At 60.4% G+C, this 12,930-nt stretch carries 11 protein-coding genes and 1 pseudogene; 2 read left to right on the top strand and 10 right to left on the bottom strand.

The window, feature by feature from the left end; all coding sequences use genetic code 11:
- The first annotated feature begins 259 nt into the window (after positions 1–259).
- Positions 260–1,183, top strand: a complete 924-nt coding sequence (locus Q1A06_RS02025; RefSeq protein WP_299558134.1) for a hypothetical protein — start codon at positions 260–262, stop codon at positions 1,181–1,183.
- A gap of 75 nt (positions 1,184–1,258) precedes the next feature.
- The gene (locus Q1A06_RS02020; protein ID WP_299558132.1) at positions 1,259–1,564 is read left to right on the top strand and encodes a hypothetical protein; all 306 of its coding nucleotides are present in this window, start codon (positions 1,259–1,261) and stop codon (positions 1,562–1,564) included.
- Between the two features lie 31 nt (positions 1,565–1,595).
- Here Q1A06_RS02020 and Q1A06_RS02015 read toward each other — a convergent pair whose 3' ends face one another.
- The 10 genes and pseudogenes from Q1A06_RS02015 to Q1A06_RS01970 all read right to left on the bottom strand — a co-directional run bounded on the left by Q1A06_RS02015 (position 1,596) and on the right by Q1A06_RS01970 (position 12,758).
- Positions 1,596–2,372, bottom strand: a complete 777-nt coding sequence (locus Q1A06_RS02015; RefSeq protein WP_299558130.1) for an enoyl-CoA hydratase-related protein — start codon at positions 2,370–2,372, stop codon at positions 1,596–1,598.
- 75 nt (positions 2,373–2,447) lie between these two features.
- The gene (locus Q1A06_RS02010; RefSeq protein ID WP_299558128.1) at positions 2,448–2,900 is read right to left on the bottom strand and encodes a cytochrome c-type biogenesis protein; all 453 of its coding nucleotides are present in this window, start codon (positions 2,898–2,900) and stop codon (positions 2,448–2,450) included.
- Positions 2,897–4,864: a heme lyase CcmF/NrfE family subunit gene (locus tag Q1A06_RS02005; protein ID WP_299558126.1), complete on the bottom strand. Its 1,968-nt coding sequence runs from the start codon at positions 4,862–4,864 to the stop codon at positions 2,897–2,899. The genes Q1A06_RS02010 and Q1A06_RS02005 overlap by 4 nt, the downstream gene beginning before the upstream one ends.
- Positions 4,865–4,933: 69 nt before the next feature.
- A complete protein-coding gene (locus tag Q1A06_RS02000) occupies positions 4,934–5,506 on the bottom strand; it encodes a holin family protein (RefSeq protein WP_299558124.1) in 573 nt (190 codons plus the stop codon).
- Positions 5,497–6,108, bottom strand: a complete 612-nt coding sequence (locus tag Q1A06_RS01995) for a holin-associated N-acetylmuramidase (RefSeq protein ID WP_299558121.1) — start codon at positions 6,106–6,108, stop codon at positions 5,497–5,499. Before Q1A06_RS01995 ends, Q1A06_RS02000 begins: the two co-directional genes overlap by 10 nt.
- Positions 6,109–6,179: 71 nt before the next feature.
- Entirely contained in the window at positions 6,180–6,623 is a 444-nt protein-coding gene (gene ccmE / locus Q1A06_RS01990; protein WP_299558119.1) for a cytochrome c maturation protein CcmE, read from the bottom strand.
- Between the two features lie 7 nt (positions 6,624–6,630).
- On the bottom strand, positions 6,631–7,659 hold the full coding sequence (gene argC / locus Q1A06_RS01985; RefSeq protein ID WP_299558117.1) for an N-acetyl-gamma-glutamyl-phosphate reductase: 1,029 nt from the start codon (positions 7,657–7,659) through the stop codon (positions 6,631–6,633).
- A gap of 42 nt (positions 7,660–7,701) precedes the next feature.
- Positions 7,702–8,511 carry an aspartate/glutamate racemase family protein gene (locus Q1A06_RS01980; RefSeq protein WP_299558116.1) on the bottom strand — a complete coding sequence of 270 codons (810 nt, stop codon included), beginning with the start codon at positions 8,509–8,511 and terminating at the stop codon, positions 7,702–7,704.
- Between the two features lie 5 nt (positions 8,512–8,516).
- Positions 8,517–9,289 (bottom strand): annotated as a pseudogene (locus tag Q1A06_RS01975) (1-acyl-sn-glycerol-3-phosphate acyltransferase).
- 70 nt (positions 9,290–9,359) lie between these two features.
- Positions 9,360–12,758, bottom strand: a complete 3,399-nt coding sequence (locus Q1A06_RS01970) for an indolepyruvate ferredoxin oxidoreductase family protein (RefSeq protein WP_299558115.1) — start codon at positions 12,756–12,758, stop codon at positions 9,360–9,362.
- Between the last annotated feature and the right edge of the window lie 172 nt (positions 12,759–12,930).

Here is a 12,930-nt window from a genome sequence, read left to right as displayed (position 1 = left end):
GGCCAGATGTGCCAAATCCACGCCACGGCCATCCGAATCGCGCATTTGCTCCGGTACCAGCCGTCAGTCGCCCGCACAATCGCGCAAAATACCCCCGATTGTTCGTGCAAAAGACGCCTCATTTCATGCGGGTTTCGCCCAAACACGGCGATAATAAGGCATTGTTTCGCTCTGTACGACAATCGTTAACAGACGCTTGACCGGTTGCCGAAAGGCTGACTAACTCGCTTGCAACACTGTACGCAGAGGGGATTTTGCTATGTTAATGTTACTGGGGCTTGCGCTGCCACTCGCACTTCTTGGAATTGCACTCGACGACGATGACGACGAAAGCTCGGTGACGGAAAACGGCACCGACGAAGCCGATCGCATTGAGGGCACTCAGGGAGATGACTTCCTCGACGGCGAAGCCGGCGACGATGTTCTGAACGGTCGTGCCGGTAACGATACGCTCTTTGGCCGTGACGGCGAAGACGTTCTTCAGGGTGAGGATGGCGACGACATGCTGTGCTCCGGCGACGGCGATGACATCATCACCGGCAATGTCGGCCGGGATCTGATCGAGGGCCAGGAAGGCGACGACTGGGCATCGGGCGACTACGGGATGGATACGGTCCATGGCAACGAGGGCAACGACACCCTGGTCGGTGGTCGCGGCACCGACGCCATGCTCGGTGACGAAGGCGACGACCTTGTCTTCGGTGGGATTTTGGAAGGTGCGCCCCTCAATCTCGAAGAGATGACACAAGTGCGTGACGGTGCAACGCTTGCGGATGTGAATGGCTCACTCGATATCCGTGACGACTCACACGGCAACACGCTGCGCGGCGGGTCAGGCGACGACAATCTCGTGCTCGGTTCGGGCGACATTGCGATCGGTGACGACGGTGAGGACACCTTCCACGTATTCTCCGAGCAGAACGAAGGCTACGGCGACAACGCGCCGCTGATCCGTGCATTCAATGCCGAAGAAGACGCGATTACCGTGATCGTCGACGATGTCGATGCCGATCAGGATATCACTGTCACCAACGAAAACGGCGATGCACTGGTCCGCATGGGCGACGTCATCCTGGCGCGTGTGGAGGGCGGCGCCGGACAAATCGGGACACCCGACATCTCGCTCATCTCAGAGAGCTTTGTCGAAAGCCTTTTTGATCCGAACGGCGCTGCTGCCAGCTAGGGCTGAGCAAGCCGCAGGGGGGCTTACCCTCCCCTGCGGGCACGCAACACCGCCACTGCCTGACAGGAGCCTTTCATGACATCCGCCCCTCACCAGCCCAACTACAAGTGGTCACAGGCCAAAAGTCTTATGCCCCGCACGGCACAGTACGAGAAAGGCCCGCAAGGCGCCCTGATTCCCGACACAGACGAAAGCTGCGATCATATCGCGGTCGTCTACGACGAAGGAGAAAACCCGCCGGAAATCACGATCAAGCATGTATCGGGCACCGTGCATACCGTTTTGGCTGACGGCATCGCAGTGGCAATCATCGCAAAGACATCCGGCAAGGTGCCGAACGTCTCCGATGTCGTTCTTGTCGAACGCAGGATACACGGTTAGGCCGCGCTGCCTTACTCCGAAAGAACCGGAATTAACGCCCTTCGAACGTCGCGGGTCGTTTTTCCATGAAAGCCATAACACCTTCCTTGAAATCGCGTGACTGACCGCACTTGCCCTGTTCACGAGCTTCGAGTGCAATCTGGTCTTCGTAAGTGTTGTCCCAACTTCCCCTGATCACATCCTTGACCGCTTTATAGGCCCGCGTCGGCCCGGCCGCGAGATGCGCAGCTTTCTCGCGCCAGTGTGCGTTGAATTTCCGGTCTTCGACCGCTTCCCAGATCATGCCCCAATCATCGGCTTGGCGGGCGCTAATCTTGTCCGCGAACAATGCGGCGCCCATCGCCTTGGCCATGCCCATTTGCCGGGGCAGCGCATAGGTCCCGCCCGCATCGGGGATCAGCCCGATACGCGTGAAGGCCTGAAGGAAATAGGCGCTTTCGGTCGCGAACACCACGTCGGCGGCCAGTGCAAGGTTCGCCCCCGCCCCGGCGGCGGGGCCATTGACGGCGGCAATCGTCGGTACCGGACAATTCACGATGGCGCGCAGCATCGGTGCGTATTCGTCGCGCAAGGTCCGTTCCATATCAAGATTGGCCGCGGATGCAGCATCGCCCAGATCCTGTCCGGAGCAAAAAGCCTTTCCAGCCCCGGTAATCACCACGACCCGCGCTTCGTTGCCCGCGACTGTAAATGCGTGTTCGATTTCCGCGCGCATCTGCGACGTCATCGCGTTGTATTTGTCCGCACGGTTCAACGTGACGATGGCAAGGCCGTCATTCAGTTCATAGGTGATAGTCTGATAGTCCATGGCCCGCGGCCTCCCTTTGCATTCGCTTCGGGAAAGCTTATCACAGCGGTCCGTCACCACCAGAACAACGGCGCGTTACTTCTTCAGGATCTCCCGCAGACGTGCGGCCTCTTCATCGCTGAGGCTTGCGTCCTGTGGTGCCGCCGCGCGGCTCCGTCCGCGCAGATACACCAGACCAAGCCCACCCGCGAGCACCAGCATCAGCGGCCCGGCCCCCCAAAGGATCCAGTTCGCGCCCCCTACAGTCGGGTTGAGCAGAACGTATTCTCCGTAGCGGTCGACGATAAAAGCAACAGCCTCTTCATCACTATCACCCGCGACAAGACGATCCCGCAACAGGATGCGCAGATCGCGCGCAAGCGACGCATTGCTCTCGTCGATGCTTTCATTGCGGCACACGAGGCACCGCAACCCTTTGGAGAGAACACGCGCGCGTGCTTCAAGCTGTGGATCATCGAGGATCTCATCGGGCTGGACCGCTGCGACCGGGCTTGTCAGCAGCATCAAAATCAGGGCGAGCCGTTTCATTCCGCCGGCACCGCTTGTCTCCGCGCCTTGCGCGCGCCGGCAGCGACCCGGAAACGACGGTCGGTTAGGCTTAGCACTCCGCCAAAAGCCATCATCGCGCAGCCAATCCAGATCCAGTTCGTCATCGCCTTGATGTAGGTCCTGATCGCCCATCCGCCATTGGTCTGCTCATCACCGATCACCAGATACAGATCGCGCGCGAGATTCTGGTGGATCGCCGCTTCTGTGGTCGGCATCTGCGCCACTGGATAGAACCGCTTTTCCGGTGCGAGCGTCGCAACAAAATTACCGTCTCTGAACACGTCGATCACACCCGTGGTCGCGACATAATTGGGTCCGTTGCCCTTCGTCACACTGCGCAGCGTCATCTCATAACCCGACACCTCGAAAGGCACGTCAATCCGGGCGACCTGAATATCCTCGACCGTCCATGCGGTAAGTCCTGCAATCCCCATCATGGTGACGCCCAGTCCGGCATGCGCCGTGGCCTTGCCCCAATCGGCCCGAGGCAGACGGAGCAAGCGCCCCAGCCGGTTCGATCCGCGCCCCGTGCGCTGCATCAGATCCACGACAGTGCCCATGATGATCCATGCGGCAAGAAACATGCCCACCGGTCCGATCAGGCTGCGCCCGGTCTGCATGGTCCACACAAGTCCCCCGATGGCGAGCGCCAGCACGAAAACATAGCGCAAAGGGCGCATCGCACGCGCAAGGTTGGCGCGCTTCCAGGGCAGCGCAGATCCGACAGGCAGAACGATCCCGAGGGCGACCATGAAGGGGGTGAACGCCGCATTGAAGAATGGCGGCCCGACGCTGAGCTTGCGATCAAAGAACATCTCGGCTAGCAAAGGCCACATCGTACCGACGAATACAACGAAACAAGCGACCGCCAGCAGCAAGTTGTTTAACACCAGTGCACTTTCGCGACTGGCGATGCTGAACACGCCTTTCGCCTCCAATGCGCCCGCGCGCAACGCAAACAGGATCAGCGCCCCCCCCATGAAGATCGCCATGATCATCAGAATGAACACACCGCGCTCCGGGTCATTCGCAAAGGCATGCACCGAAGTCAGCAATCCCGACCGCACGATGAACGTGCCGATAAGCGAAAACCCGAAGGCGAGGATCGCAAGCAGGATCGTCCAGCTTTTCAGGCTCTCGCGTTTTTCGACAACGATGGCGGAATGCAGCAGAGCCGCCGCCAATAGCCACGGCATGAAGCTGGCGTTTTCGACCGGATCCCAGAACCAGAAGCCGCCCCAGCCCAACTCATAGTAGGCCCACCATGAGCCGAGCGCGATGCCGATTGTCAAAAACACCCAAGCCGCCAATGTCCAGGGACGCACCCACCGCCCCCACGCCGCGTCGACTCGTCCTTCGATCAACGCGGCCACGGCAAAGCTGAACGCCATGCTCAGCCCGACGTAGCCCAGATAAAGAAACGGCGGATGAAACGCCAATCCGGGATCTTGCAACAACGGATTGAGATCCTGACCGTCGAAGGGCGGCACCGCAAGTCGGGCGAAAGGGTTCGAGGTCAGCAGGATGAAAGCAAGAAACGCGACGCCGATCGCGGCCTGAACGCTCAGCACCCGCGCCCGCAAGGACGTCGGAAGCTGGCCACCGAACCACGCGGCCATTGCGCCGAAAAGCGCCACAATCAGAACCCACAACAGCATCGAACCTTCGTGATTACCCCACGTGCCGCTGATTTTGTACAGCATCGGTTTCATCGAATGGCTGTTTGCCACTACCACCGCGAGGCTGAAATCCGAGGTGACGAAAGCCCAGGTCAACGCCCCGAAAGCCGCAGCGATCAGGACAAACTGCACCCCTGCCGCAGGTTCGGCCACGGCCATCCAACCCGGCCAACCCTTCGCGGCGCCCACCATCGGAACGATCATCTGAATGAGTGCCACGCCAAAGGCGAGCAGCAGGGCGAAATGTCCAAGCTCTGTAATCATGGGGGCAAACATACCCCTATCGACATGCCGTTCCAATCGGATTCGCGTGGTCAGAAAGCCGCAGGTCGTTCACCTTTGCGCGCGCCATGCATCAAGCGCGGCATTGGCATCGGTCCGCAATGCCTGCGCTGCGAGCCGTGCATCGAGACCGGCATCCGCAACGCCCGGCGAAGTGGCCCGCATCCGCCCGATCGTATCAATATTGTCCACGACCTGCGGCACATGCTTGACCGTCGCGACGATGCTGCGCTGAAAATCCTGGGCTTTCACCTGATGCCGCGCCCCGAAATAGAACGACACGATCACCCCCAGCAACCACCATAGTGGTTCCGGAACGAGCGCGATCCCCTGCATACGTTGTGCAAACCACAGGGGCGCCACCATTGCAGAAACGAAAAGTCCCAGAGTACCAAGCGCGAGCGCAGGACGGGGCAGACGGTTTACCCCGTCCATGAAACGGTCGAACCCACCTTTGGCAGGTGCCGCGAATTCCGCCCCGTACTGCCCCATCGCATCGCGCTGGACTTCGGCGCCGCGCGCCGCGCTCGCCTCCGCGTTCTCGCGGAAAACCTCGACGGTATCGCGAACGACGTTCCTGCCATTGCCGAAGACCGTGCCAAAAATCCTTTCGATCAATCCCATTGCGCCGTCCTTTGCTCGAACTCAGCTTTGCTGAGATGGTACTCGGGTGCGATGAATTCCTCCGCCCGCTTGATCCAGCCGCCTTTCCCCCCCGCCCGTGTCCGGGCGTATTTGCGGCTTGCCGTCCGCCTGTCGGCCAGCCGCAAATAATAGTTGCGCCGCGCGATACCGTAGGCGTTGACCATGTGATCCGGCGCCGCCTTGAACGCGGCACGCGCAGCGGCAAGGCTTTGCGGCCCCAGTGCGCCATCAACCGTTACCTCGAATCCCATGCGCCCCAAAAGCTGCTGCAGAATCCTCACGGCGTTGCTGCCCGCATTGACGTACATATCGAAAACCGTGGCTTGCAGCGCGGGTGGCAATTCGGCCACCAGCGGTCGCTGAAAATAGTGCTCCAGAAAGATATCTATCGCCTGGCTGCGGGTCAGTTTGCGAACATCGCGCACAGAGATTTCCCCGTCGCCGTCAAGATCCAGCCCGAGTCGCCGCATCGTGTGGATCGTAACACCGAAATTCGTAGCCCCGCCCGGATCGTCGGGATCGTTGACAAAGCCACCCTCGCGGACGACGATTTCTTCGGCAATTTGACGTACTGATTGCATGTGCCATACCTCCATTTTGGAGGACAGCAAGCATCAAAGAGGTTAATCCACGCCGACCAGTGCGTGCGGTGTCACCCTCCGGGGGCTTGATAGACGCCGTGTTCCTTCAACGCGTCGACGACCTCTTTGGGCATGTATGTCTCATCGTGTTTAGCAAGAATTTCAGATGCTTGGAAAACACCGTTGATGTAGTTCCCGGTCCCGACCATACCCTGGTTCTCTTCGAACAAGTCCGGCAACACCCCGGCAAAGATCACCGGCACGCTCGCGCCGCCATCGGTCACGGAAAAACTGATCTGCTCACCTTCGCCACGCCGCAGCGTACCTTCCTCGACCAAACCGCCGATGCGGAACACTTCGGACGGACCGGGAGGCTCGGCCAGCACCTGTGAAGGCGCGCGAAAGAAGTTTATGCCGTCGCGCAGCCCGTATCCGATCAACGCGGTCGCAGCGACCAACGCCACGACAGCCACGCAAATCAGTTGTATACGACGTTGCTTTTTCAGGCTTTTCATCGTGTCCTCACGGGAAAAGAGGTGCCATCATCAACCCCTCCGTCTCGTTGATATTTAACATCAGATTGGCGTTTTGCAACGCCTGCCCCGATGATCCCTTCGTGAGATTGTCGAGCGCCGCGATTACAATGGTCCGCCCCGGAATCCTGTCCGCGACCACCCCAATATGGCAAAAGTTCGATCCGCGGATGTGTCGCGTACTGGGTGCGTCGCCAAACGGCAGCACTTCGATGAACGGCTCATCAATATAGGCGTTTTTCATCGTGTCACGAATGATTTGCGCGTCACCCCTCACGTAAACCGTTGCAAGGATCCCGCGGTTCGCCGGGATCAGATGCGGAGTGAACTGAACCCGGACGGGACGCCCCGCCAGCTTCGAGAACTCCTGATCGAACTCACCGAGATGGCGGTGTTTACCTCCGACGCTATAGGCGTGATATCCCTCGGACAATTCCGCATGCAGCAGGTTTTCCTTCAGCGCCCGACCCGCGCCTGACACCGCGCATTTGAGATCCAGGATAATTTCATCAAGGTCGATCACACCGGACGCGATCAATGGACGCAGCGCAAACTGGCCGGTCGCTGCATTGCAACCTGTTCCAGCAACCAACCGCGCACCGCGTATCTCATCGCGGTAGAATTCAGTAAGCCCGTAGATCGCCTCGGACTGTTGCTCAAGCGCCGCGTGCGGGTTGCCGTACCATTTCTGATACTCCGCTGGCTCGCGCAATCTGAAGTCAGCAGACAGATCGACGATCTTGAGGTCTTTGGGCAGCCTTGCGATCACTTCTTGCGACGTCTTGTGCGGCAACGCGCAAAAGCAAAGGTCGATATCCGCAAAATCAATCTCTTCCATCTTCACGAGATCGGGCAGGTCCAGATGACGCAGATGCGGAAATACATCCGCCATCCGCTGACCGGCCTTGGAGTTGCCACCCAGCGCCTTGATATTCATGGAGGAGTGCCCGGAAATCAACCGGATCAGTTCGGCGCCCGTGTACCCGGAAGCGCCGAGAATTGCGATTTGGTAAGTCATGGTTCGGATCCGTTCGTGAAATTCAGTATCACAGTATACGGCTCAGGCCGCCTGAAAGGAAATCTCTTGTCGCAAGAACTGGTTGGCGCGTTGACTGACGCGTTTGGGATCCCCCGTCGTCAGGAACGCGGCACTGCCAGTGCCTGTCCTGCCGGGGTGGCGTACCAGGTAATCCGCAAGGCTTTCTGCGACCAGACCCGCTTGACTCAGCACCCGGACATCCGCGCCCAGCGCATCCTGAAAAGCGTCGCGCATAAGCGGATAGTGCGTGCACCCCAGTATCGCGGTTTCCGGTCTCGGCATCTTGCGTCTGAGCGCCTCGACGTGGCTACGCACCAGCTCCTGAGCCAAAACCATGTCGCCATCCTCGATGGCATCCACGACACCGCCGCACGCCTGCGCCTCGACATCCACGCCAATGGCGCGAAATGATAATTCGCGCTGGAACGCGCGCGTGGCAACCGTGGCCGGAGTGGCGAACAGGGCCACATTATTGACGGACACCTCCCGCGGCGGCGAATTGTCGCCCCAGCGCCGTTCCGTCAACGCTTCGATCAACGGCACGAAAACCCCCAACACCCGTTTGTCCGGCGGCACCCAGTTTTCCTGCATCCGGCGCAGCGCGGCCGCCGAGGCGGTATTGCACGCGAGAATTACAAGATCACAGCCCGAATCGAACAGCCGTTGCGTCGACTTTACCGTCAGATCATAGATATCATCGGCGTCGCGTACCCCGTAAGGCGCGTTCGCACTGTCGGCGAGATAGACGAAATCCTGCTCCGGCAGCCGCGCCTGCACCGCTTCCCAGATCGTCAGCCCGCCCAATCCACTGTCAAAGATGCCTACCGCCATGCGCCTTACCGGCTGCGATGCCGGTCCTCGAATTCATATCCCGCCGCGAAGGAATCGAGCGGTTCTGGAGCAAGCTCATACGTCGCTTTGCGCAGGAAATCCATCATACCTTTTGCATTGCACCTCCATGGCGCGAGATCGGCAGGATCGAACGGCGTGCCGATCACCATCCGCACGGGCATACCGAGACGGATACGAAACTCTCGTATCATCAATCCTATGCGCAGGGTCTGGTGCAGATGGCTGGCGATCTGGAAGGCCCGACTGGTGTGGCCATCAAAATAGACAGGCAGTGCGGCAGCACCCTATTTCACGATCATTCGCGCCGTGAACCCGCGCCAGACCGGATACATCGGCCGCGCGAAAGGTCGCGCACTCGTGCTGATCGTCCCGCCCGGAAATACCCCGATCGCCCCGCCCTGCCCTGCCCTGCCCTGCCGCAGGAACGCAAGCGCTTTACGGCGGGTGACGACGTTTTGCGCGACCGCATCGCGCGTTCCCTCGAAATTGACCGGCAAAACCAACTGTGCCGCACCGGGCGCACGCATGAACACTGAATTTGCAAGTATCCCGAAATCGGTTCGCGCGCGTGTATAAGATGGTCCATCATCAGCCCGTCCAGGATGCCATAGGGGTGGTTCGCGACCACAATCAGCGCACGCTTTATCAGGGCGCTCCGCCCTGTCGCAGTCTCCATCAGACGGATCACAGCCCTCCCCGCCCGCGTATCCGCGGACGGTGCGAAACTGAGATCACGCGCAGCTGGCGCCAGCCGCATCCTTGCCGTGTCGCTTCACCTTCATCAACGCAAACGAAGCATCGCAAAGGTTCATGACGTCTTCACGACATCACTCCGCCGCTTTCGCTGCCTGCGCGCCACCCGAACGGATCACACTGAGCAATTCCTCGCGCCGCTTGGCCGCTTTGGCTTCATTCGCCTGCTTCACCGGGCCGAATCCGCGGATCTGCCGGGGCAGCTCCGCCAGCGCGACGATCGCGTCGCGTGTCCGCTCGTTCAGCTTGGGCAGAACCTCAGCCATATCCGCCTCGTATTGCCGGATCAGGCCACGTTCCATCTTGCGCTCGGCGGTGTACCCGAAAATGTCCAGCGGCGTGCCGCGCAGCCCCTTGAGCCCTGCCATTATCCGAAGGGGACGTTCCAGCCAGGGTCCGAACTCGCGCTTCGTCGGTCTCCCGTCGGGACCTGTTTTCGACAGTATAGGCGGCGCAAGGTGGAACCTCATCAGGAAATCACCATCGAACTCCGCCTGCGCCTTTTCCCGGCTCGACAGCAACAGACGCGCGACCTCGTATTCGTCCTTGTACGCCAACAGCTTGTGATAGCCCAGCGCGACCGCCTCTTTCACGTCCCTGTCCGTGATCCCGTCGAGCATTTTGGCATAGCGATTTGCCAGCCGCTTGCCCTGATACTGCGTCAGATGCGCGACGCGGAACGCAATCCTGTCGTCCAGTGTCTTTGGCATCGACAGCACCTTGGGCGTCATCAGGGCCTCTGCGTCTACGGGAAACAGAACCGCCCAGCGCCCGATCTCGAAGGCGCGCAGGTTGCGTGCAACGGCCGCACCGTTCAGCTCGATCGCATGGCGGATTGCCTCGAGCGAGAGCGGGATCAATCCGCGCTGCCACGCCGCACCGAAGATCATCATGTTGGAGTAGATGGAATCGCCCAGTGCTGCCTTTGCCAGATCGGACGCATCGAACAGAGCCACCCGGTCTTTCAGACGCGCCTGAAGCGCCAGTTCAAGGCGATCATAGGGCATCTTGAATTCAGGCTCCCGCGTGAAATCGCCGGTGATGATCTGGTGTGAATTGACGACCGCACCGGTGCGGCCCGTGCTCGTCAGGCCCAGCGTCGCATTGCCGCCGGAAACGACAAGATCTCCCCCGATCAGCGCATCGCATTCGCCCGTGGCGACGCGGATCGCGCTGATGTCTTCGGGGCGCTCGGCCAGACGGCAATGGATGCTGACAGCGCCGCCCTTCTGGGCGAGGCCCGCCATCTCCATCATACCGGCCCCCTTGCCGTCAATCTGCGCCGCCTGCGCGAGGACCGCGCCGATCGTGACCACACCTGTGCCACCCACGCCCGTGATCACCACATTGAACGTGCCGTCGATCGTTGGCAAATCCGGCATCGGCAGGTCGGGCAGATCAAGTTCGGCCGTGGCCTCCTTGCGGACGGTAGCCCCTTCAAGTGTGACGAAGGACGGGCAGAACCCTTTGACGCAGGAAAAATCCTTGTTGCACGAGGACTGGTCGATGGCGCGCTTGCGGCCCAGTTCGGTCTCCGCAGGCACGATGGAGACACAGTTGGATTGCACCCCGCAATCGCCGCAGCCTTCACAGACATCGGTGTTGATGAACACCCGCTTGTCCGGGTCGGGAAACAGCCCGCGCTTGCGGCGGCGGCGCTTTTCGGCCGCACAGGTCTGGATATAGACAATGGCGCTCACGCCCTCGGTCTCAGCCATGCGCTTTTGCACATTCGGCAACTCGGCCCGCTCGAACGTGTCGACACCCTTGAAGGCTGTGAAATCCACATCCTCCTTTTCGTCGTAGACCACGGCAAGCGTCTTGACCCCCATCGCGCGCAGCTCGGCCACGATGCGCGGTGCGTCCAGATCGCCCTCGTTGTGTTGTCCGCCCGTCATGGCAACTGCATCATTATACAGGATCTTGTAGGTTATATTGGTCTTCGCGGCCAATGCGGCGCGGATCGCCTGCACGCCTGAGTGGTTATATGTCCCGTCCCCGAGGTTCTGGAACACATGCGGCGTTTTCGAGAATGGCGCTTCGCCGATCCAGTTGGCCCCCTCGCCCCCCATATGGGTAAAGCCCAGCGTCTCGCGGTCCATCCATTGCGCCATGAAGTGACACCCGATCCCGGCATAGGCCCGGCTGCCTTCGGGCACCTTGGTCGAGGTGTTGTGCGGACAGCCTGAACAAAAGTACGGCAAGCGTCCCACGATCTCTTCGGCGTTATCGGCGCGGCGCGCTTCCTCCAGCCGGGCCAACCCTGCCTTGATCGCGTCGGTGCCACGGCCCTCTTCGCACAGCACGTCGCCCAGCTTTTGAGCGATATCGACCGGGTCGAGCGCCCAGCGCGCGCTGAAGAACTCCGCGCCGTTCTTGCGCCCGCCGTACACCCGGTGGCGCATGTCGTCGTCGAACAGCGCCTCCTTGATCTGTACCTCGATCAGCTTGCGCTTTTCCTCAACCACGACGATCAGATCCAGATCCTCTGCCCAGTCGTGAAAGCCGCGCATGTTCAGCGGCCATGTCTGCCCAACCTTGTAGGTCGTGATACCAAGCCGCTCGGCCTCCGCCGAATCGATGCCTAAAAGGCTCAGTGCGTGCACCAGATCGAGCCAGTTCTTGCCCGCAGCGACAAATCCGATCTTCGCACCCTTCTTGCCCCAGACCCGCTTGTCCATCTTGTTGGCGTGCGAAAACGCCTCCGCCGCATAGCGTTTATGATCAATCAGCCGCGCCTCCTGGGCGATGCGTTCATCCACCAGCCGGATGTTCAGCCCGTCTTCGGGCATCGGATAATCGGGGGTCACGAACGACATGCGGAACGGGTCGCCATCGACGACCGACGTCACCTCGACGGTGTCCTTCATGGTCTTGAGCCCGACCCAGACGCCCGCATAGCGCGACAGGGCCCAAGCATAGAGTCCGTAGTCGAGAATCTCCTGAACGCCCGCCGGGCTGACCACCGGCATATAGGCGTCGACCATCGCGAATTCGGACTGGTGCAGCACGGTCGAGGATTCGCCCGTGTGGTCGTCCCCCATCGCCATGATGACGCCGCCGTGCTTGGAGGTGCCCGCCATGTTCGCGTGCCGCATCACATCACCGGACCGATCTACCCCCGGCCCCTTGCCGTACCACAGACCAAAGACCCCATCATGCTTGCCCTCGCCGCGGACTTCCGCCTGCTGCGCGCCCCAAAGCGCCGTCGCGGCCAGATCCTCGTTCAACCCCGGTTGAAAGGTAATGCTATGCGCCCGCAACTGTTTTTCGGCGCGGCTCATCTGCATGTCGACCGCGCCCAGCGGCGATCCACGGTATCCCGTCACCAACCCGGCGGTGTTCAGACCCGCCGCATGATCACGCGCCGCCTGCATCATCATCACCCGTACCAAAGCTTGGGTCCCATTCAGCAAAACAGGGCTTTTCTCCAGATCGAAACGGTCTGTCAGCGAGATTTTCTGCGTCGTCATGGTGTCCCTCCCAAAATACCGGTGATGCATGCGCACATTACCCGCGCGCATCGCATGGTTTAAAGGCATAATAGGTCATATATTATGACCTGTATAGTGTCAGAAGCGGCGTTCGCGAAATTTCGCCTCGCTTTTAGGTAGGTTAAACCGCGTCGATCCGGTACAAGCACGC

The sequence above is a fragment of the uncultured Sulfitobacter sp. genome, assembly GCF_947497275.1.
Lineage (GTDB): Bacteria > Pseudomonadota > Alphaproteobacteria > Rhodobacterales > Rhodobacteraceae > Sulfitobacter.
The sequence above is the reverse complement of the archived record's forward strand: the minus strand, read 5'-3'. Positions and strand labels throughout refer to the sequence as shown.

What these genes read in the sequence shown, in the direction of transcription:
- argC (WP_299558117.1), bottom strand. Translation starts at nt 7,659, where the DNA reads ATGACTTACCAAATCGCAATTCTCGGCGCTTCCGGGTACACGGGCGCC.
- Q1A06_RS01970 (WP_299558115.1), bottom strand. Translation starts at nt 12,758, where the DNA reads ATGACGACGCAGAAAATCTCGCTGACAGACCGTTTCGATCTGGAGAAA.
- Q1A06_RS02005 (WP_299558126.1), bottom strand. Translation starts at nt 4,864, where the DNA reads ATGATTACAGAGCTTGGACATTTCGCCCTGCTGCTCGCCTTTGGCGTG.
- Q1A06_RS01995 (WP_299558121.1), bottom strand. Translation starts at nt 6,108, where the DNA reads ATGCAATCAGTACGTCAAATTGCCGAAGAAATCGTCGTCCGCGAGGGT.
- ccmE (WP_299558119.1), bottom strand. Translation starts at nt 6,623, where the DNA reads ATGAAAAGCCTGAAAAAGCAACGTCGTATACAACTGATTTGCGTGGCT.
- Q1A06_RS01980 (WP_299558116.1), bottom strand. Translation starts at nt 8,511, where the DNA reads ATGGCGGTAGGCATCTTTGACAGTGGATTGGGCGGGCTGACGATCTGG.
- Q1A06_RS02015 (WP_299558130.1), bottom strand. Translation starts at nt 2,372, where the DNA reads ATGGACTATCAGACTATCACCTATGAACTGAATGACGGCCTTGCCATC.
- Q1A06_RS02000 (WP_299558124.1), bottom strand. Translation starts at nt 5,506, where the DNA reads ATGGGATTGATCGAAAGGATTTTTGGCACGGTCTTCGGCAATGGCAGG.
- Q1A06_RS02020 (WP_299558132.1), top strand. Translation starts at nt 1,259, where the DNA reads ATGACATCCGCCCCTCACCAGCCCAACTACAAGTGGTCACAGGCCAAA.
- Q1A06_RS02010 (WP_299558128.1), bottom strand. Translation starts at nt 2,900, where the DNA reads ATGAAACGGCTCGCCCTGATTTTGATGCTGCTGACAAGCCCGGTCGCA.
- Q1A06_RS02025 (WP_299558134.1), top strand. Translation starts at nt 260, where the DNA reads ATGTTAATGTTACTGGGGCTTGCGCTGCCACTCGCACTTCTTGGAATT.